This is a genomic window from Aequorivita nionensis, from assembly GCF_046352995.1.
Classification (GTDB): Bacteria; Bacteroidota; Bacteroidia; order Flavobacteriales; family Flavobacteriaceae; genus Aequorivita; species Aequorivita nionensis.
Genome location: NZ_CP130281.1, coordinates 2,933,338 through 2,953,889 on the forward strand (window position 1 = coordinate 2,933,338; position 20,552 = coordinate 2,953,889).

Here is a 20,552-nt window from a genome sequence, read left to right on the forward strand (position 1 = left end):
CAAAATTATTTTGCCAAGATCAATCTGTGTGTTGAAGTTGAAGTTTCCGAAACAATTTTGATTACATAAACGCCATCAGAATAGCTGCTGAAATCTAAATCTCTTTCTCCATTTGAAGTTTTGAAATTGCGAACTATTTTTCCTGAGCCCAATTCAACAATAACTATTTGAATATCGTTTCCGAAAGTTGCAGGAATTTTAGCCGTTGCAAAACCTCTTGATGGGTTTGGATAAATCACGATTCCACTTCCGCCTTCTGTAATATCTTCAATAGAAAGTAAAATAGTTTGTGCTTCAAAAGCTCCAATATCACGAATTCCTTCAAAAATTGTTTGATCAATTTGATCATTAAATAAATCGGCTGGATCTCCGGCATTGTAAGCTACCGAACCTTCCAATAATTCGTGTGTTTCAGTAACACCACCATTATTTTGAAGCGGGCCAAGCATTGGATCAACTTCCTCAATATCGTTGGCTTGTTCTGGGAAAGCATTTGCATCATCAGTTCCAATTAAATTGTAGTCATTTGATACAAAATTTCCGTTTACATCTATTCCCGAAATTCCTGAATTTAGCGCAACTAAGGTGTTTTTTAGTGTAGTAGTCGTAACACTTTGAATACCACCACTATCAGATAAGGCATTATTCATTGCCACAGTTACGGCATTCAAATCAAAACTTGCACCGTTGTTATAAATTCCAGCCCCAGCACCATTGGCTGTGTTGGTAGAAATCGTACTTCTTAAAACCGTAACATCTCCTCCAGTCGCATTGTGAATACCACCACCAGAACTTGTTGCTCCGCTTGCTGTATTATTTGAAATAGTTGAAGTAACAACTTCTAACATTCCGCCATTGTTGAAAATTCCAGCACCACCATCATCAGCAGCCGTTCCGAATGAACTGTTGCCATCAATTGTTGTTGTGTCAATATTCATCATCGTTCCACTTTGGTTCCAAAGTCCACCACCTTCACGGGCAGCTTCGTTTCCTGAAACTGTACTTCCTGAAATCGTGATTAAACCACTATTTCCTGTTACGTGTAGCCCACCACCGTTTCCTGGAGCAGCCGTTCCCGCTGTTCCATTAACGTCATTATTCGTCATATCAGAATTAGTAAATGTAAGCGTACCATCAATCAATTCAATAGCCCCACCAGCTCTGTTAGCTGAGTTTCCATTGAAAGAAGAATCAGAAACCGATACATCACCCGCAGTACTCAACAATCCACCACCAGAACCTGAAGCTCCAGTTGAAAGGTTGTTTGTGATTGAAGTTCCGTTTACAATATTAAGTGTTCCGCCATTGTTGAAAACTCCACCTCCACCGTTATCGGCGTCGGCTCCCTGAGCTATGTTGGCATCAATCATCATTCCATCTACAGTCATTATTCCAGCACCGTTCCAAAGCGCACCACCTTCAGCAGCAGCAATATTTCCAGTTGCAGAACCGCCTGTTATGTTTGAATCACCAGCGCCTGTAATATGAAGTCCTCCTCCATTTCCTGGGGATGCGGAAGTTGTGTTTGAAGTGAAAATTACATTAGTAAGATTCAACTCACTTCCAGCAATTGAATTTTCTTCAATTGCGCCACCAGCTCTCATTGAAGTGTTTTCACTTAATTCAGAATCTGAAACAGTTAATGATCCAAGATTATTCAGAATACCACCGCCAGAACCTGAAGTTCCATCTGCAATGTTATTCGAAATTGTGGCATTCATAACAACCAATGTTCCCATTTCGTTAAAAATACCTCCTCCACCTTGGTCGGCATCGGCTCCACTTGCAGTATTTCCATCAACAGTTGTTCCGTCGATCGTCATAATTCCTGCGCCGTTCCAATATGCACCACCTTCGGCTGAAGCAGTGTTTCCGCTTGCAGTTCCGCCAGTAATATTTGAATCACCAGCACCCGTTATGTGAAGTCCACCACCGTTTCCGGGAGCGGAAGCTGTACTGTTATTCATCAAATTTGCATTTGTTAAAGTCAGGATACTTCCAACAATTGATCTTTCTTCTATGGCACCCCCGGCACGCATTGAAGTGTTTCCGGTCAAATCTGAATCTGTAACTGTAAGTGTTCCTTCATTATTAAAAATTCCACCACCGGAACCAGCGGCTCCATCAGCAATGTTATTTGAAATTGTAGCATTCAAAACATTTAAAGTTCCTCCATTGTTAAAGATTCCTGCACCACCATCATCGGCCATTGGACCGCTTGCAATGTTTGCATCTATTGTAGTTCCGTCAACTGTCATTATTCCGGCGCCGTTCCAAAGTCCACCACCTTCTCTTGAGGCAGTGTTTCCACTTACGTTTCCGCCAGTAATGTTTGAATCACCAGCACCAGATATATGAAGTCCACCCCCGTTTCCTGGAGCAGACGCTGTGCTGTTATTTATCAAATCTGAATTTGTAATGGTCAGCAAGCTTCCCGCAATTGAATTTTCCTCGATTGCACCACCGGCACGCATTGAAGTGTTTCCACTTAATTCAGAATCAGAAACTGTCAAACTTCCAAGATTATTCAAAATACCACCGCCAGAACCTGCAGTTCCGTTTGCTATATTATTGCTAACAACTGTTCCATTTTGAACAATTAAAGTACCTCCTTCATTGAAAATACCGCCACCACCTTGGTCTGCGTCGTTTCCGCTTGCAGTGTTTTCATCTATTGTAACATTATCAACGGTCATTGTTCCGCTTCCGTTCCACAAACCTCCGCCTTCTGCTTTGGCTGTATTTCCGTTTATGGTACCATTGGTTATAGTTGCAATTCCAAGACCTGTTATATGAAATCCACCACCGTTTCCAGGTGCATTTCCAACAGTATTGTTATCTAGGTTGGTATTCAAAAGTGTAACAGTACCGATAGTTACCGAAGAATTGTCTTCAATACCACCCCCTGCTCTTTTTGCTGAATTGTTTGAAATATTAGAGTCATTAACGGTTAAAGAGCCTCCATCAACGTTTTGGATTCCACCCCCAGAACCAGCAGTTCCAGTTGCAGCATTATTAGATATAGTTGAAGAATTCTGAACGATTAAAGTACCTCCATTATTAAAGATACCTCCACCCCCGTTTGTCGCTTCATCCCCAGCAGCTTGATTGCTATCCAATAAAGTGCTATCAACGGTCATTGTACTTCCTACTTGGTTCCAAAGACCACCACCTTCGCTTGCTGCATCGTTATTGGTTAGGGTACTTCCTGAAATATTTACAGTTGCAATTCCTGTAACGTGCATTCCACCACCATTTCCTGGGTTTGGAGTGCCTGCGGCGATATCTGCTTTGTTTCCAATTAAAGAAGCATTTGTAATATCTAATGTTCCAGCAACAATTTCAACACCTCCGCCAGCGCGGTTTGCGGCATTTCCATCAATCATTGTACCTGTAATAGTAACTGCGCCGTCAGTAGTTAAAATTCCTCCGCCAGAACCTGATACGCCGTTCGCAAGATTACTTTGAATAGTTCCATCGGTAACATTAAGATCACCACCATTGTTATAAATTCCTCCACCCCCGGCTCCGCTGATGGCTTTATTCAAATCGATCATAGAATTTGTAACACTCATTGTGCTTCCAGCTTGGTTCCAAAGACCTCCTCCTTGATTGAATGCCATATTTGCAGAAACAGTAGCATCATTTATAGTAGTTGTGGTAGCTCCTGAAATATGTATTCCGCCACCATTTCCTGGGTTTGGAGTTCCAGCTGTTCCATTTACATCATTAAAAGCAATTGAAGTTCCATTAAGATTTAAAGCGCCGTCAATTACTTCAATTCCACCTCCTGCGCGATTCGCATAATTTTGAAGGATTAAAATATTAGCAATTGTAACAGTTCCAGCAGTAGATAAAATTCCACCCCCAGAACCCGAGGCTCCATTGGCCATATTATTATTTATGGAAGTTCCCGCAAAAATGTCCAAGGTTCCTCCATCATTATAGATTCCTCCACCACCATTGTCGGCATTTGCACCACTGGCGATGTTATTGGTAACTGGCACTCCATCTACCGTCATTATTCCACCACCATTCCAAAGACCACCACCTTCGGCAGCTGCTATGTTTGCATCAACAGTTCCGCCAGTTATGGTTGCATTTCCGGTGCCACCAACGTGAAGCCCGCCTCCGTTTCCTGGAGCTGCAATTGCTGGCATAACACCTGCATTGTTTGTGTTTAAGGTAGTTCCAGACATAGTTAATGTTCCTGCAGCGATTTCAATTCCACCACCAGCACGGTTTGCTACGTTGTCTGTAATTATTGCGTCTGTTACAGTAACTGTTCCAGCCGTACTATGAATTCCACCACCAGAACCAGCTGTTCCATTTGCGGTATTATTTGTAATTTCTGTACCAGCTAAAACATTAAGTGTTCCTCCATTATTGAAAAGTGCTCCACCACCATCATCCGCCAAAACTCCGCTCGAAATATTTTCACTTAGCATAGTTGTTTCAATAGTCATAATTCCAGTGCTGTTCCAAAGTCCACCACCTTCTTGGGCAGCAAGGTTATTTTGAATCGTACTGTTTGAAATGTCTGCATTTGTAGTTCCAGAAAGGTGAATTGCTCCTCCATTTCCAGGATTTGCCATTGTTCCCAAACCGATATTGACACCAGCTGAGTTTCCGCTTAAAGTAACGCCGTCTAAAGTTAAAGTATTACCTGAAGCATCTTCAATAGCACCACCTGCACGGCTTGCGTAGTTTCCTGAGATTGTACTTCCAGTTGCAACATTTAAAGTTCCACCTGTATTATTGAACAAAGCACCGCCACGGCCTCCGGGAGTTGCTCCCATTGCAACGTTAGCAGTAAGATTTGTTGCAGAATCTATGTTTAAAATTCCTCCATTATTAAAAATTCCACCGCCTCCGGTTGCATCACCAGTTGCTTTGTTCCCTGTAATTGTAGTTCCTGAAACGGTCATTGTTCCTGTACCATTCCAAAGACCACCACCTTCAAAGGCGATGTTATTGGTTACGCTTCCGCCGCTATAATTTACATTTCCGGGACCGCTAATGTGAAGTCCTCCTCCATTACCTGGAGCTGGAGCGTTAGCAGTATTTTGATTCATTACAACATTATTGAATGTAAAATTTTCACCCATAGCAGAATTCAATTCAATCGCACCACCTGCTCTGTTTGCTGTGTTGTCTTCAAAATTAACACCATCAACAACTAAAGTTCCTGGAGTAAGATTAAAAATTCCACCACCAGAACCAGCGGTTCCGCTTGCTACATTTCGCACTACTTGAGTTCCTGGGGCAAGAATAAGTGTTCCTCCGTTATTGAAGATTCCTCCACCGCCATTATCAGAAGCATTTCCTGCAGCAGTATTAAAATCGATAAAAGTATCTCCAAAAATTAGATTTCCAGCTTGAACGGTCATCGTTCCTCCGTTATTCCACAAACCACCCCCTTCAGAAGCGGCTGCATTCAAAAACACAATTCCGCTTAGGGTTACGTTGGCCGAATTGCCCGTTACGTGCAGTCCTCCCCCATTCCCTGGGTTTGGAGTTCCGCCGGTGGCAGTTCCGTTTACGTCATTGAATATTAATTGTAAATCAACAAGGTTTGCTGTTCCATCAATAATTTCAATTCCTCCACCAGCGCGGTTTGCACCGTTTGAAGTAAGCGCCGCGGAATTGATATTCAATGTTCCCGAAGTACTCAAAATAGCTCCTCCAGAACCAGAGGTTCCTGTGGCTATATTGCTAAAAATATCTGCGAAGGAGTCAATATTCATCGTTCCTCCATCATTGTAAAGAGCGCCGCCGCCTTGATCGGGATCGTTTCCCGTGGCTTCGTTTCCACTCAATTCTGTATCGCTTCCGGTTATGGTCATTATTCCTGCGCCATTCCATAGTCCACCGCCTTCAATGGCCGTGTTATTCTGTACAATACAATCTGTAAAGGTAGAATTTCCGGCCCCGCTTATGTGGAAAGCACCACCATTTCCGGGCGCCGTTCCGCCTATGGCAGTGTTGTTTACAAAATTGGAATTGGTAAAGGAAATCATACCGGCAGAATTGGTCTCTACCGCACCCCCAGCCCGCACTGCGGAATTGCCCGTAAATGTGCTATTAGAAACCACTAAAACCCCAGAGGAATTTACAAAAATCGCCCCTCCACTTCCAGCCGTAGCTGTTGCGGTGTTTGAATTGAATTCGCTATCGGTTACTGTGGAATTTGCAACATTATTCAAATACAAAGCTCCGCCGCCATTGACGCCCTGAGCTTCATTGTTTGTGAATACACAATTGGAAACATCAAAAGTTCCCGCGTTTTGCGCAACCACACTTCCGCCATTGGCATTGCTCGTAAAATTCTGAAAAGTCAATTGATCCAAACTTCCAGAAACATCCACAAAACGTAATGCACGATTGTTTGCATTTGTTCCATCGATTATTGTACTGCCGTCCGCATTTCCAGTAATTATTAATTCATCGTTTACAACTAATTGCCCCGCAGTTAGTAGAACCGTTATGGTGGGATCAAAAGTTATAATAGAAGGTGTAAAGGCATCAGAATTGGCCTGATTGATTGCATTCCGAAGCGTTCCTGGGCCATTATTGGCCCCGCTCGTGACATTATAGGTCTGCCCAATGGCGATTCCCGTAGTCATTAAAATTGAAACCAATATTAAAAGGTTTCGCGTAAAAATGTTTCTCATAATTTAAAATTTAAGTTAGCAGTCTTTTTTTTCAAATTTTTTGAAAATCACTTTACGTCAAAAAACAAAACGTGCAACAAGCCGAGGCTTTGTGCACGTTTATATTTTTCTCTGAATTTTATCCGTAAAGTTGCTTTCATCCAATTCTGGTTAATTAATAATAATCCCGAAGTGGTTTATTCGGGATTTACTATTACTTACGAAGGAAAGCAGGTTCTGGTTTTGTTTTATTATAAATTAGACAGTTAAATTGGCAGATTTTAATAAGGGGAGTAAGTGCTTGTAAGGATTTGGTCAGCTGAATTAATTTTCTGAAATACAAAATTTCAATAGTTACTTTGTAACGAATACCAATAAAAAAGCCTCCAAAAAAAGAGGCCTAAGTTTAAATTGAAGATGAATTGTTTACTTTAAATATTCCAATACGTTTTTTTCAATACGCTCATGGATGTTGGAAACATCGGCCTTTATAAATTTTTCACCGGTAATGTTTTCGTAAAGCTCAATATATCTTTCGGAAACAGTCTCAATATATTCATCGCTCATAAATGGAACTTTTTGCCCCTCCAATCCCTGAAATCCATTCTGGATCAACCATTGGCGTACAAACTCTTTCGAAAGTTGTTTCTGTGGTTGATTATTTTTTTGGCGCTCCTCATATCCTTCCGCGTAAAAATAGCGTGATGAATCTGGAGTATGGATTTCATCAATAAGAACTATTTTTCCATCCTTTGTTTTTCCAAATTCATATTTGGTATCCACCAAAATCAACCCTCTTTTTGCAGCAATCTCGCTACCACGCTGAAAAAGTTTTCGGGTATAATCTTCCAACTGAAGGTAATCTTCTTCGGAAACAATTCCTCGTTTCAAAATATCTTCCCGCGAAATATCTTCGTCGTGATCGCCCATTTCTGCTTTGGTGGCAGGTGTAATTATTGGTTGGGGAAATTTATCGTTTTCCTTCATTCCTTCGGGCATAGTAACCCCACAAAGTATTCTCTTTCCAGCTTTATATTCACGAGCGGCGTGACCACTCATATAGCCCCGGATTACCATTTCAACTTTAAAAGGTTCGCAAGCCTCACCAATAGCAACGTTTGGATCGGGTGTAGCTATCAACCAATTTGGAACCAAATCTTGTGTATCTCGCATCATTTTAGTTGCAATTTGGTTTAGAATTTGACCCTTATACGGAATTCCCTTCGGCATCACTACATCAAAAGCGCTCAGCCTGTCTGTAGCTACCATTAAAAGTTTATTGTTTTCCAAAGTATAGACTTCGCGAACTTTCCCGTGGTAAACACTTTTTTGTCCGGGGAAATTGAAATCTGTTGAAATTATGGTATTACTCATTTTGATTTTAGATATACGGTTTTCGATTTAAAAATTGGAATTTGGAGTTTAATATTTTGGGATTTCTTAGTCTACATTTTCAATATTCTTGTAAGCCGCAATTACTTCTTTCACCAAACGGTGACGGATAACATCTTTGTCGTCCAAATATATCATTCCAACTCCTTTTACATCTTTTAAAACCAATAGTGCTTCTTTCAAACCAGAAATAACACGGCGAGGTAGGTCAATCTGACCCGGATCGCCGGTAATCATAAACTTGGCGTTTTTTCCCATACGGGTCAAAAACATTTTCATTTGGGCATGGGTTGTATTTTGGGCTTCATCCAAAATTACAAAAGCGTTATCCAAAGTTCGTCCGCGCATAAAAGCCAATGGCGCAATTTGAATGATACCATTTTCAATATGCGAAGCCAACTTTTCCGCAGGAATCATATCGCGAAGTGCATCATATAATGGCTGCATATACGGGTCTAGTTTTTCTTTTAAATCTCCAGGAAGAAAACCTAGATTCTCTCCAGCTTCCACCGCAGGTCTTGTTAAGATAATTCGCTTTACCTCTTTATCTTTCAGCGCTTTAACGGCAAGCGCAACTCCTGTGTATGTTTTTCCAGTTCCTGCGGGTCCCACTGCAAAAACCATATCATTCTTACTCATTGATGATACTAGTTTTCTTTGGTTGGCGGTCTGTGCTTTAATGGGTTTTCCGCTAACACCGTGAACAATTGTTTCACCGCTTCCTTGTGGAGCTTCGTATTCTTCTTTGTTTCTGCTTAAAAGCACACGCTCAATAACGTTTTCGTCTATTTTATTGTATTTGGTGGCGTGTTCTAAAAGCATTGCTATTCGCCTATCAAATTCCTCAAGCAAATCATCATCTCCATATGCCTTGATTTTATTGCCGCGAGCAACTAGCTTTAATTTTGGAAAATATTTTTTAAGAAGGTCAATATTAGCATTTTCAAGGCCGAAGAAATCCCTTGGGCTAATCTCAGTGAGTTCGATGATAAGTTCGTTCAAAAGGCGTGCTTTTTATTATTTAGAATATGCAAAAAATAGTTTTGCTACTAACAAAAGTAACCTATTTTTGTGGTAACTCTTTTAAGAAAATATCAACAATCCTTTTATGGCTATAATCACACTTACCACTGACTTCGGAGAGAAAGATCACTTTGTTGGTGCGGTAAAGGGAGCTATCTATACAGAAATGGAAGATGCCAAAATTGTTGATATCTCTCACTCCATTTCGCCTTTTCATCTTCACGAGGCTGCCTATATAATTCAAAACGCTTACAAAAGTTTTCCTTTGGGAAGCATTCATATTATTGGAGTAGATTCTGAGTTAAATCCTGAAAATAAACACATTGCGGTTTTTATGGACGGTCATTATTTTGTGTGTGCAGACAATGGGATAATCTCAATGCTTACTTCAGAAATACGGCCGGAAAAAATTGTTGAAATAAATATTCACGACCGCATAATTAGTAATTTTCCTGTTTTGGATGTTTTTGTGAAAGTTGCCAGCCATATTGCACGAGGTGGAAGACTTGACGTTATAGGTAAAAACATAACTAATATTAAGGAATTGATGGGTATCCGTCCTGCTGTCAGCAATCAAGAAAGCCAGATAAGTGGCACTGTTATCTATATTGACAATTATGGAAACGTGATCAGTAACATTACCAAAAAATTGTTCGAGGAGGTTGGTCGTGGAAGAAAATTCGTTATAAATGCAAGAAATAATGAATTCACAAAAATATATGCTCATTACAGCGAAGCAATAAATTTTGACAACCCACCAGAAAAACGTGAGGAGGATGGAAAGAGATTGGCACTGTGGAACTCTTCAAGTTATTTGGAACTTGCTATTTACAAAAGCAGTTCAAAAACCGTTGGAAGCGCTTCTTCATTATTTGGCTTAGATTATAGAGATTCAATTATGGTTAATTTTATTTCAGAATTGTAAGGGGGTAAATGCAAATTTTTAAGTGATATATATGTTTACAAGAATTGTAAAAATGGAATTTGAAAAAGAAAATATTCCCGCTTTTCTATCTAATTTTGAAGAGGTAAAAGAAAGAATTCGAAATTTTCCGGGTTGCACTTTTTTGGAACTTTACAGCGATAGAAATGACGAAACAATCTTTTTCACATACAGCCGTTGGAATGAGGAAACTGATTTGGAAAATTACAGAACCAGCGAACTTTTCAAAAGCGTTTGGAGTGTAACAAAACCAATGTTTAAAGAAAAAGCTGAAGCTTGGAGTGTTGATACACTTCACAGTTTAAAATAATCAAAACTGAATGTTTACAATTATAAAACGAGAAATAAATTCCTTCTTTTCCAGCACGATTGGCTATTTGGTGATTGCTGTTTTTTTGGTTATAAACGGTTTGTTTCTTTGGGTTTTCAGTGGAAATTACAACATACTCGATTCAGGTTTTGCAGACCTTTCCCCCTATTTTGAACTTGCACCCTGGGTTTTATTATTCTTAATTCCCGCCGTGTGTATGCGTGCCTTTAGTGATGAAATGAAAATGGGTACCTTGGAACTTTTGCTAACAAAACCAGTTTCCCTAAGGCAAATTGTACTTGGGAAATATTTTGGTGCGGTAATCCTTATTATTATTGCTTTGGTTCCAACAATATTATATGTTTTCACAATTTCTGAATTGGGAAATCCGTCCGGAAATTGGGATGTTGGCAGCACAATAGGCTCTTATATTGGCTTGCTATTTTTAGTACTTGCCTATACTTCCATCGGCATCTTTTCATCCACACTTTCGCAAAACCAGATCGTCGCATTTATAATTGCTGTTTTTCTGTGTTTTGCACTCTATTACGGTTTTGAGGGTTTTACTTCTTCAACATTCGACATTTCCAATCTAGGAATGAAGGCACATTTTGACAGCGTTGCGCGCGGCGTTTTGGACACGCGCGATTTGATTTATTTTTTGAGCGTAACGGTTTTTTTCATCGCGTTGACCATTTTTAAATTGAAGAAACAATAATGAAGACTTCAATTAAGAAAAATATAGTTTCATTTACAATCTTAATCGGAGGATTGATTCTTTTGAATGTGATTGGAAATTATTTCTACAAGCGCTTTGACCTTACGCAGGACAAGCGTTTCACCCTTTCCGAAGAAGCAAAAGAGATTGTTGACAAAGTAAATTCCCCAATAATTGTAGATGTTTTTTTGAAGGGAAATTTTCCGCCGGAATTCCGAAGGCTCCAAAGTGAAACCGAACAGCTTTTGGACGAATTTTCAGCCTATAATGACAATATAAAGTTTGAATTTATAAACCCAACCGAAAAAGGAAACGAAGCATTTCAATCGCAATTTGAAAAATTTGGATTGACGCCCGCACAGGTTTCCGTTACCGAAAGCGGTAAACAAAGCACCGAACTTGTTTATCCGTGGGCGTTGGCACATCACGATGGCAAATCGGTTAAAATTCCGTTGTTGAAAAATCAGTTGGGTGCTACTTCCGAAGAAAGAGTGAACAGCTCCCTCCAGAATCTGCAATATGCTTTTGCAGATGGGTTTAAAAAATTGGCTACACAGAAATCCAAAAAAGTAGCAGTTTTAAAAGGAAACGGGGAATATGATGATCGCTACATTGCCGATTTCTTTGGGACACTTCGGGATTATTATTTTATTGCCCCATTCACTTTAGATTCTGTTTCATCAAATCCCCAGAAAACTTTAAAAGCCTTGGAAGGTTTTGATTTGATTATCGCTGCGCAACCCACAGAGTCTTTCAGCGATGCTGAAAAATATGTGCTGGACCAATATATTATGAACGGCGGCAAATCACTTTGGCTTTTGGATGCTACCCAAATGCAGGTTGATACGGTTTCTGGAAAAACTTTCGCTTTTGGAAGAGATTTGAATTTAAATGATTTTTTCTTCAAATACGGTATCCGCATCAATCCAAATTTGGTTAAAGATGTGTATTCCGCACCAATAGTTTTAGCCAATGGCGATGAACGCGAAGCTCAGTATAATCGTTATCCGTGGTTTTTCAGTCCGTTGAGCAGCAGCGCGAACAACCACCCCATAGTTTCAAATATTGAAGCCGTTAAGTTTGATTATGCTAGTGCCATTGATACGCTTCCGAATAACATTAAAAAAACTGTTCTACTTTCCACTTCTCCAATATCAAAAATCGTGGGGCTCCCCTTCCCTATTGATTTTGATGTGGAAATTCCGAAGAATTTGCAAGTTGTGAATGAAGGTCCAAACCCGAATGAATACAATGCTGGCGAAATTCCATTGGCAGTGTTGCTGGAAGGTAATTTCACTTCAGCTTTTAAAAATCGGGTGAAGCCAATAAAATTGGAAGGTGACCTAAAAAATATTGACGATGGAAAACCTTCAAAAATGGTAGTTATTAGCGATGGCGACATCATAAAAAACCAAATGCAGGGCAACCGTCCTTTGGAATTAGGCTTCGACAAAATGACCAATTCTTTCTACGGAAATAAGGAATTTCTGCTAAATACTGTCAATTACCTTTTAGATGATAGTGGACTTATAAACATTCGAACACGCCAAATTGCAGTGCCATTTTTAGATCCGCAAAAAACTGTCGACCAAAGAAGCAAGTGGCAAATGGTTAATATATTGTTACCGTTGGGGTTACTTGCTCTTTTCGGAATGCTTTTCACCTTCTATCGCAAGCGCAAATACACCCGCTAAATGTTGATAAGTTTGTTTTAACAAACACTTCATTTGAAATATATTTGTAGGTATCCTTAAAACAAAGGGTTTATCATTATTCTGATCAAAAAAATAAATATTCAATGAAATTCATCGTATCGAGTTCGTATTTATTAAAACAACTGCAAGTTTTGGGCGGTATTATCAACAATAACAATACCCTGCCTATTTTAGATAATTTTCTTTTCAGCTTAGACAAAAAATCGCTTACCGTTTCAGCTTCAGACTTGGAAACCACAATTTCCAGCAAATTGGAAGTAGAAAGCACCGAAAAAGGAATGATTTGTGTTCCTGCAAGACTTTTGCTTGAAACATTGAAAACCTTTCCAGAGCAGCCTTTAACGTTTACGGTTGAAGACAATAACACTATAGAGATTAGCTCCAATCACGGTAAATATGCTTTGGCTTACGCTGGTGGTGAGGAATTTCCAAATGCTGTGGAATTGAAAGACCCTTCATCAACCGTTGTGCAGGGCGATGTACTTGCAACTGCAATAAGTAAGACTATTTTTGCCTCTGGAAATGATGATTTAAGACCCGTGATGAGCGGTGTGTTCTTTCAATTTTCAACAGATAATTTAGTTTTTGTTGCTACGGATGCGCACAAATTGGTAAAATATACCCGTGATGACATTAGCGCTTCGCAAACCGCCGAGTTTATAATGCCCAAAAAACCTTTGACACTTTTAAAAAGCATCCTTGCTGGAAGTGAAGATGATGTGGTTATTGAATATAATGAAAGTAACGCCAAATTCATTTTTGAAAATACCGAAATGGTTTGCCGCTTGATTGACGGGAAATATCCAAATTACGAAGCCGTTATTCCAAAGGAAAACCCGAACAAATTGGTTATTGATAGAAATCAATTTTTGAATTCCGTTCGCAGGGTTTCTATCTTCTCCAGCAAAACAACGCATCAAATCCGTTTAAAAATAGCTGGTGCAGAACTAAACATTTCAGCAGAGGATATTGACTACAGCAACAAAGCGGAAGAGCGTTTAACGTGCGATTACCAAGGCGATGATATGCAAATTGGTTTCAACAGCCGTTTCTTAACCGAAATGCTGAACAACCTAACAAGCGATGAAGTTTCTTTGGAAATGAGCCTTCCTAACCGTGCTGGAATTCTTACTCCAGTAGATGGGCTTGATGAAGGTGAAACAGTGACCATGCTTGTAATGCCTGTAATGCTTAACAACTAGACTTTTCGATTATTAATTTTTAAATAATAAGATTGAAGAAAATCCGCCGAAAGAGCGGATTTTTTTATTTTAAAAAATGCTGATGACATTCTCTTAACCATTTCGATGTGCAGTTAGTTTAATCCTTAAAATAAATAATAACTTAAAACTACACACATGAAAACTTTAAAAACAATTTGCATTCTTTTTCTTTCCGTATTGATTATTTCCTGTTCCAAAAAAGATGACGGCGATGGTGGCGGAACTGCTCCCGAAGCAGAATTTAGTGCCACAATCAATGGCGGTGGCTTTGGCAGCAATTATGCATCTCGACTTGGATTCTATTCAAGTGATTACAGTGACAACGGATTGAATCTTTCGGTAACTGATGCCAATACAAACGTTGTCAGCATTTTTCTAAACAATACTGGAGGTTTTGGAAGTGGAATCACTAAAATTATTGGAGACGTAGCTACCAACGGATTTGTAACGAATGTAGTAATTAGGGATCAAACCAACCAGGTTACTTACAACTCTTCCGATGGAGAGATAAATATCCTTGAAAACGTTGCAAATCCTGAAACCGAGGACGGACGTTTGATATCCGGAAACTTTACCATTACCGCAACTTCGGGCGCTGGACCAACAATTACCCTGACCGGAAACTTTAAAAATTTTGCTTATTAAATATAGTCTTTAAAGGAACAAAATAAAGGGTCGCATTCGTGCTGCCCTTTTTTATTTCCATAAATTTTAACTTTAAAAACATTTCCAAAGTAATGTTACCTTTGCAGCCAATGATACACACAGATACCATAGTTGCAATGGCAACTCCAGCAGGTGCGGGAGCGATAGCGGTTATAAGGCTTTCGGGGCCAGATGCAATCGCTCTTGCTTCATCAATATTTATTTCCGCCTCAGGAAAGGAAATTGCAAAGCAAAAAACGCACACGGTACACTTAGGAAATATAAAAGAAGGCGAACGTGTTATAGACGAAGTGCTTCTCACGGTTTTCAAGAATCCATATAGCTATACAGGCGAAGATGTAATTGAAATTTCTTGCCACGGAAGCAATTACATTCAACAGGAAATTATACAATTATGTCTTCGGAAAGGTTGCAGAATGGCACAAGCGGGCGAGTTTACGCTACGTGCTTTCCTCAACGGAAAAATGGATTTGAGCCAAGCAGAAGCCGTGGCCGATTTGATTGCCAGCGATAGTGCGGCCAGTCATCAATTGGCAATGCAACAGATGCGCGGTGGATTTTCCTCTGAAATAAAAAAACTTCGCGAAGAATTATTGAATTTTGCCAGTTTAATTGAATTGGAACTCGATTTTGCTGAAGAAGACGTGGAATTCGCCAACCGTGAAGAATTTCAAAAACTTATATCAAAAATAACACACGTTCTTAAACGACTTATAGATTCCTTTGCCACAGGAAATGTTTTAAAAAATGGTATTCCAGTTGCTATAGTTGGTGAACCAAATGTTGGAAAATCTACCCTACTGAATGCTTTGCTTAATGAGGAACGTGCCATTGTGAGCGACATTGCCGGAACAACACGCGATACTATTGAAGACGAAATAATCATCGGAGGCATTGGTTTCCGATTTATTGATACGGCGGGAATTCGTGAAACGGTGGACGTTATTGAAGGTTTGGGAATTCAAAAAACATTTCAAAAAATAGACCAGGCGCAGGTTGTAATTTATCTTTTTGATGCTGAAAAGTTCAAAATTGAAAGTTCAAAGTTTAAAGTGGAAATTGAAACCATTAAAAATAAATACCCATTAAAAAACCTTTTGATTGTTGCCAATAAGGTTGATAAACTTACCGAACAAGAAATACAACAACTCAATGTCACCCTGAGCGCAGTCGAAGGGTCTACGTATTTATTACTTTCCGCAAAAACAAAACTGGGTGTTGAAGAACTTCAAAACAAATTACTTGATTTTGTAAACACAGGTGCCCTTCGCAATAACGAAACCATCGTCACAAATAGCCGCCATTATGACGCTATGTTGAAGGCTTTGGAAGAAATTATAAAAGTTCAGGAAGGTATTGATAGCGGTTTAAGTGGTGATCTTTTGGCAATTGACATTCGCCAAGCCTTACATTATTTTGGTGAAATCACTGGTGAAATCTCTAACGATGAACTCTTGGGAAATATCTTTGCAAACTTCTGTATCGGGAAGTAAGTTAGTTTCCTTTCATACGCTAAACCCTTCTTTTACTATCATTTAGGCTGTTTTTCCTTCCTTTGATTGTTGCTAATTATCCCTTTTTTTCCGTATATTTGTTGCTAATCAGTTGTTACTAGAAACAAGTTTGTTGGTAGCAACAGATTTTTTGAGCAATGGCGAGATGATGTTACATCAGGATACATACTGATACAATCAGATACATCCAGTGACAGAAACAAGCCCACAAAAGGAAACACGTGAGCAGCAACATTGAGATACCGAAGATCTGTCAGCATTGTGGTGAGTCATTCATCGCAAAGACTACGGTTACCCAATTCTGTAGCCATACATGTGCATCCCGAAATTACAAGAAGCGCAAGCGGGATGCTAAGCTACAGGAAGTAGCTCCTGTCTCCCACCAGCGTTTAGAGTTCCAAGAAGATCAGTTAGGGAGCAAAGACTTTTTAAGTATCGAAGAAACCTGCAAGCTACTTGGAGCAAGTCGCATGACTATCTACCGTCAAATCAAGTCCGGAACAATCAAGGCGGGCAAACTTGGCAGACGCACCATAATAAGGAGAACGGAAATCGATAAACTGTTTCAGGCATGAAAGTAACACTCAGACAAAGGAACCAGGGCGGAAAGACCAGCCTTTACCTTGACTACTACAACAAGGGCAAAAGGAAAACAGAATACCTAAATCTCTATCTAGAGCCTAACCCGAAAACCAAGGAGCAAAAGGAAATCAATAAGAAGACCCAGCAATTGGCTGAAACCATCCGAGCGCAAAGGCAAATTGAAATTCAAAACGGCACTTACGGTTTTCGTGACAATGAAAAACTAAAAGGCAGTTTCACTGCCTACCTGCAACTATTAGCCAATAAACGCAAGGACAGCGCAGGAAATTACGGGAATTGGGATAGCATGATCAAGCATTTCAAGAAGTTCATGCCACAAGACATTTCTTTTGAATTTGTGAATAGAGAGTTCGTACAGGACTTCAAAGAATACCTGAACAAAAAGGCCATAGCCCATGGAGTTCAGAAACTATCTCAAAATTCAAAGTATTCCTATTTCAACAAATTTCGGGCTGCCTTAAAACAAGCTGTGAAGGATGGCATCATACCACATAATCCCGCTGAAGGTGCAGAAGCATTTAAACAAGGAGAGCCGGAAAGGGAATTTTTGACACTCGAAGAGCTGCAAGCAGCTGCGAATACCGAATGTGAAAACACCCAATTGAAAACAGCATTCATATTTTCTTGCCTTACAGGGTTGCGCTGGTCAGACATAAATAAACTCCTATGGTCCGAAGTGCAACATTCAAATGATCGGGGTTACTACATCCGATTCAGACAGAAGAAAACCAAAGGAGCAGAAACACTCCCAATCTCAGAACAAGCCGTTGGCTTGCTTGGCGAACGCCAAGATAAAGACGAGCGAGTGTTTAAAGGATTGAAATACTCAGCATGGCACAACCTGAAATTGCAACAATGGATGATGAAGGCAGGAATATCCAAAACCATTACCTTTCATTGCGCCCGGCATACTTATGCAACTTTACAGCTCACTGCGGGTACAGATATTTACACAGTATCAAAGCTCTTAGGCCATAGGGAATTGAAAACAACGCAAGTCTATGCGAAAATCATTGATGACAAGAAGAAGGAAGCTGCCAACAAAATCAAACTGGATTTATGAATAACGACCTAACCAAGCTAAGAAGCATCCTCTTTGGCAAGCTAAAGCCCTGGGGAAATCGTGATATTATTCAAGAGAAATTCAAACTTGAATCGAAATCCGTAGAAACCATTGATCCGCAATTTGACTCTTTTTATACGTTGACTTTTTTCAAAGCCCATACCCAGAAGGCCAAGTACTATAAAAAGCTAATTGACACCGAACGCAATCGATACATCAACACAGTACACTATTTGGCCGATAAGGCGGAAGATGATGACCTAAAGCATTACTGGATATTCACCACCTTACAAAAAAAGCTGCACCAATTTTTTATTGACTTTGCAAAAGAGCTTGAGAGAAGAAATTACCAAATAGAGTACATAGATCCAGACAAAGACAATAAGCTAAAGGATGCACAAATCAGTGAAGAAACCTTCATTATTCATTATTTGAAAACTACACTGATCTACATCTACATGGAAATTCAAGCAGCATTTCCAGATGATTTAGAAGAAGAACCACTTGATATTGAAGATATCTACCGCAATTTCTTCGGTGAGCCAGATAGCTATGCATTCATCAAACCATTGGAGCAAATCGAAAAAGTATCAAAATCAAATCCTAAGCCTAAGCCAAAAACGGCCAAACAATCTACATCCTTTCATTCACTTAGTTACATCCATTTCCCAACTGCACCTGATAACATAACTGATCTTTGGGACAGTTTAAAGAAGAACAACCTCATCAGTCAGGATACAAGTATCCATTTCTTCAAAAAGGTATTCTCAGGTAAGGAAATTACAGAAAGCGTAATTTGGACAGGATTAGACTCAGACCTGTACTATTTTTTCTACCTGATCTACACAAAACATAAGTTAGTTTCTCCCATGCGTCAGCAACAGTGGAAAGTGCTTTGCAAATGCTTTGTCCAGGAAGACGGAACTTCATTTAACCCTGATAGTATTCGCTTACTAAAGAGACCAAAAACAACTGGGGAAATCATTGAAGCCTGCGTAAACCACCTAAAATAAATCGCTCTACACTTTACCCCTTCTACTTTTCTTTGGTTTTTCTTTAGCCCTACTTTTCTAAAAAGTTGGGCTATTCTTTTTTAGTGACCACACTACACTCTACACTCTACACTACACCTTGTTTTAAGGCCAAAAACGCCACTATTACCACCCTAATTTAGCCTTGTATTCGGGAATCGAATATGACTTTAGCGCTGAAGTCCATTCATTAATTCTTAACAGATTTAAAATGGACGAAATATTAAAACGTCTCGAAAATCTCCAACGCCTAATCGAGAGCCAGGGGATTTACAGTAAGGAAGTATTAAACTTCAATGAAGCATGTCAGTATTTGGAGCTGTCTCAATCACACCTCTATAAACTGACAAGTGCGGGTAATGTCCCGCACTACAAACCGAACGGCAAAAAACTCTACTTCAAAAGAACTGAATTAGAGAACTGGTTGCTGCGCAACCGCTCTATGTCTGCTGAAGAAGTGGAACAGCAAGCAGCGGATTATTTAATCAAAAAAGGGAGAGTAAAGCTATGACAGAGATTATTGAACTAATCCTGTCACTGTCACAGGAGATGAAGACCATAAAAGCATACCTGCAGCACTACCATAAATCACGCTTAGAGAGCTTTAGAGAAGAGTGGATTGATGGGCAGGATGTGATGCAAACGCTGCATATCAGCAAGAGAACCCTCCAATCCCTGCGGGATAATGGAGTGTTGCCTTACAGCCGAATCAATGGCAAATTCTACTACAAAGTTTCGGACATCGAAAAGATGCTTGAAACCAACTACCAACCTTCAAAATCTGTAGGTCATGGAAGTAAGTAGAGAAGCCATTTTACACAAAACACATTACGGCTTGAATATCTACGCCTACGTGTTGCGACAGTACTATCTTTCCCTTTCGGGAAGGGACTGCAAACCTGCAAAGAACCCTTTCAATGCAAACAAACCAACCTTGATAGTAAAAGTCGTTGAAGGTTGCGCTATGCACACCGATACAGATCAAGCCATTGCGCAAGGCAATGTCTTTGATTTTGCCTCATTGCATTTCGGCTTATCTGGTCAGGAACTAAACCAAAAACTCAACGAAGTGCTACACCTGAGAATTGGTCAGAAGAATGGGTTTTACGAACAGCAAGACCCACAACCACACGTGGTTGTGCCTGAACTCGCCAAAGCAAAAGCTCCTGTCTTTAGCTACTTCAAGAAGCCTGTAACCAATATCAATCCAACAAAAGAGATTGATCTGGTTGAAGCCTATGCCATGATTAAGGGTGATGCGTTTGTGGAGAGCACAAATACACTGCAAAGCATTCAGGATGTAAAAGAAGCTAGAAAGTATAAAGCATTCCAATTTGATTATGTGACCTTCTCAGGCACATTCTCCAAACGGAATGATAAGAACCTGCGAAAGCATTCAGGACTCTTAACTATAGACTTTGACCATGTGCAGGACATCACTGGACTAAAGGCTGAATTACTCAGGGATCAGTACTTTGAAACGGAGCTACTATTCGTATCTCCTTCGGGTGATGGACTCAAATGGGTAATTCCTATTGACCTGACTAAAGCAGGTCATCAAGACTATTTCAAAGCGGTAGCAAACTATATCCAGCAGACTTATCAGTTGGAAGTAGATCAATCGGGCAAAGACATTTCCAGAGCATGTTTCCTGCCACACGATCCTCAGATTTTCATTAATCCCAAATACATATAAGT

General features: G+C 39.8%; 16 protein-coding genes. 13 read left to right on the top strand and 3 right to left on the bottom strand.

The window, feature by feature from the left end:
• Positions 1-5: 5 nt before the first annotated feature.
• The 3 genes from Q2U82_RS13485 to Q2U82_RS13495 all read right to left on the bottom strand — a co-directional run bounded on the left by Q2U82_RS13485 (position 6) and on the right by Q2U82_RS13495 (position 9,047).
• A complete protein-coding gene (locus Q2U82_RS13485) occupies positions 6-6,674 on the bottom strand; it encodes a choice-of-anchor Q domain-containing protein (protein WP_410005374.1) in 6,669 nt (2,222 codons plus the stop codon).
• Positions 6,675-7,079: 405 nt separating this feature from the next.
• The gene (locus tag Q2U82_RS13490; RefSeq protein WP_410005375.1) at positions 7,080-8,027 is read right to left on the bottom strand and encodes a phosphoribosylaminoimidazolesuccinocarboxamide synthase; all 948 of its coding nucleotides are present in this window, start codon (positions 8,025-8,027) and stop codon (positions 7,080-7,082) included.
• Between the two features lie 66 nt (positions 8,028-8,093).
• Positions 8,094-9,047 carry a PhoH family protein gene (locus tag Q2U82_RS13495; protein ID WP_410005376.1) on the bottom strand — a complete coding sequence of 318 codons (954 nt, stop codon included), beginning with the start codon at positions 9,045-9,047 and terminating at the stop codon, positions 8,094-8,096.
• A 106-nt stretch (positions 9,048-9,153) separates the two neighbouring features.
• Here Q2U82_RS13495 and Q2U82_RS13500 point away from each other — a divergent pair, with 106 nt between their 5' ends.
• The 13 genes from Q2U82_RS13500 (at position 9,154) to Q2U82_RS13560 (ending at position 20,550) form a co-directional block, all read left to right on the top strand.
• On the top strand, positions 9,154-9,993 hold the full coding sequence (locus Q2U82_RS13500; protein ID WP_410005377.1) for an S-adenosyl-l-methionine hydroxide adenosyltransferase family protein: 840 nt from the start codon (positions 9,154-9,156) through the stop codon (positions 9,991-9,993).
• 31 nt (positions 9,994-10,024) lie between these two features.
• Entirely contained in the window at positions 10,025-10,321 is a 297-nt protein-coding gene (locus Q2U82_RS13505) for a putative quinol monooxygenase (RefSeq protein WP_410005378.1), read from the top strand.
• A gap of 10 nt (positions 10,322-10,331) precedes the next feature.
• The gene (gene gldF / locus Q2U82_RS13510; RefSeq protein WP_410005379.1) at positions 10,332-11,039 is read left to right on the top strand and encodes a gliding motility-associated ABC transporter permease subunit GldF; all 708 of its coding nucleotides are present in this window, start codon (positions 10,332-10,334) and stop codon (positions 11,037-11,039) included.
• The gene (gene gldG / locus Q2U82_RS13515; protein ID WP_410005380.1) at positions 11,039-12,733 is read left to right on the top strand and encodes a gliding motility-associated ABC transporter substrate-binding protein GldG; all 1,695 of its coding nucleotides are present in this window, start codon (positions 11,039-11,041) and stop codon (positions 12,731-12,733) included. Before gldF ends, gldG begins: the two co-directional genes overlap by 1 nt.
• 104 nt (positions 12,734-12,837) lie before the next feature.
• Entirely contained in the window at positions 12,838-13,956 is a 1,119-nt protein-coding gene (dnaN, locus tag Q2U82_RS13520) for a DNA polymerase III subunit beta (RefSeq protein ID WP_410005381.1), read from the top strand.
• Positions 13,957-14,112: 156 nt separating this feature from the next.
• Positions 14,113-14,622 carry a hypothetical protein gene (locus Q2U82_RS13525; RefSeq protein WP_410005382.1) on the top strand — a complete coding sequence of 170 codons (510 nt, stop codon included), beginning with the start codon at positions 14,113-14,115 and terminating at the stop codon, positions 14,620-14,622.
• Between the two features lie 110 nt (positions 14,623-14,732).
• The gene (gene mnmE / locus Q2U82_RS13530; RefSeq protein ID WP_410005383.1) at positions 14,733-16,136 is read left to right on the top strand and encodes a tRNA uridine-5-carboxymethylaminomethyl(34) synthesis GTPase MnmE; all 1,404 of its coding nucleotides are present in this window, start codon (positions 14,733-14,735) and stop codon (positions 16,134-16,136) included.
• A 242-nt stretch (positions 16,137-16,378) separates the two neighbouring features.
• Complete coding sequence (locus tag Q2U82_RS13535; RefSeq protein ID WP_410005384.1) at positions 16,379-16,732, top strand: helix-turn-helix domain-containing protein; 354 nt, start codon at positions 16,379-16,381, stop codon at positions 16,730-16,732.
• Complete coding sequence (locus tag Q2U82_RS13540; RefSeq protein WP_410005385.1) at positions 16,729-17,823, top strand: phage integrase SAM-like domain-containing protein; 1,095 nt, start codon at positions 16,729-16,731, stop codon at positions 17,821-17,823. Before Q2U82_RS13535 ends, Q2U82_RS13540 begins: the two co-directional genes overlap by 4 nt.
• Positions 17,820-18,836: a hypothetical protein gene (locus tag Q2U82_RS13545; RefSeq protein WP_410005386.1), complete on the top strand. Its 1,017-nt coding sequence runs from the start codon at positions 17,820-17,822 to the stop codon at positions 18,834-18,836. Before Q2U82_RS13540 ends, Q2U82_RS13545 begins: the two co-directional genes overlap by 4 nt.
• 229 nt (positions 18,837-19,065) lie before the next feature.
• On the top strand, positions 19,066-19,365 hold the full coding sequence (locus Q2U82_RS13550) for a helix-turn-helix domain-containing protein (RefSeq protein ID WP_041779683.1): 300 nt from the start codon (positions 19,066-19,068) through the stop codon (positions 19,363-19,365).
• On the top strand, positions 19,362-19,658 hold the full coding sequence (locus tag Q2U82_RS13555; RefSeq protein ID WP_410005387.1) for a helix-turn-helix domain-containing protein: 297 nt from the start codon (positions 19,362-19,364) through the stop codon (positions 19,656-19,658). The genes Q2U82_RS13550 and Q2U82_RS13555 overlap by 4 nt, the downstream gene beginning before the upstream one ends.
• Complete coding sequence (locus Q2U82_RS13560; protein WP_410005388.1) at positions 19,645-20,550, top strand: BT4734/BF3469 family protein; 906 nt, start codon at positions 19,645-19,647, stop codon at positions 20,548-20,550. Before Q2U82_RS13555 ends, Q2U82_RS13560 begins: the two co-directional genes overlap by 14 nt.
• Positions 20,551-20,552: the final 2 nt, after the last annotated feature.

Bases quoted from the DNA above. Each gene is read 5' to 3' on its own strand.
- Q2U82_RS13485 (WP_410005374.1), bottom strand. From the start codon at position 6,674: ATGAGAAACATTTTTACGCGAAACCTTTTAATATTGGTTTCAATTTTA.
- Q2U82_RS13490 (WP_410005375.1), bottom strand. From the start codon at position 8,027: ATGAGTAATACCATAATTTCAACAGATTTCAATTTCCCCGGACAAAAA.
- Q2U82_RS13500 (WP_410005377.1), top strand. From the start codon at position 9,154: ATGGCTATAATCACACTTACCACTGACTTCGGAGAGAAAGATCACTTT.
- Q2U82_RS13505 (WP_410005378.1), top strand. From the start codon at position 10,025: ATGTTTACAAGAATTGTAAAAATGGAATTTGAAAAAGAAAATATTCCC.
- gldF (WP_410005379.1), top strand. From the start codon at position 10,332: ATGTTTACAATTATAAAACGAGAAATAAATTCCTTCTTTTCCAGCACG.
- gldG (WP_410005380.1), top strand. From the start codon at position 11,039: ATGAAGACTTCAATTAAGAAAAATATAGTTTCATTTACAATCTTAATC.
- dnaN (WP_410005381.1), top strand. From the start codon at position 12,838: ATGAAATTCATCGTATCGAGTTCGTATTTATTAAAACAACTGCAAGTT.
- Q2U82_RS13525 (WP_410005382.1), top strand. From the start codon at position 14,113: ATGAAAACTTTAAAAACAATTTGCATTCTTTTTCTTTCCGTATTGATT.
- mnmE (WP_410005383.1), top strand. From the start codon at position 14,733: ATGATACACACAGATACCATAGTTGCAATGGCAACTCCAGCAGGTGCG.
- Q2U82_RS13540 (WP_410005385.1), top strand. From the start codon at position 16,729: ATGAAAGTAACACTCAGACAAAGGAACCAGGGCGGAAAGACCAGCCTT.
- Q2U82_RS13545 (WP_410005386.1), top strand. From the start codon at position 17,820: ATGAATAACGACCTAACCAAGCTAAGAAGCATCCTCTTTGGCAAGCTA.
- Q2U82_RS13550 (WP_041779683.1), top strand. From the start codon at position 19,066: ATGGACGAAATATTAAAACGTCTCGAAAATCTCCAACGCCTAATCGAG.
- Q2U82_RS13555 (WP_410005387.1), top strand. From the start codon at position 19,362: ATGACAGAGATTATTGAACTAATCCTGTCACTGTCACAGGAGATGAAG.
- Q2U82_RS13560 (WP_410005388.1), top strand. From the start codon at position 19,645: ATGGAAGTAAGTAGAGAAGCCATTTTACACAAAACACATTACGGCTTG.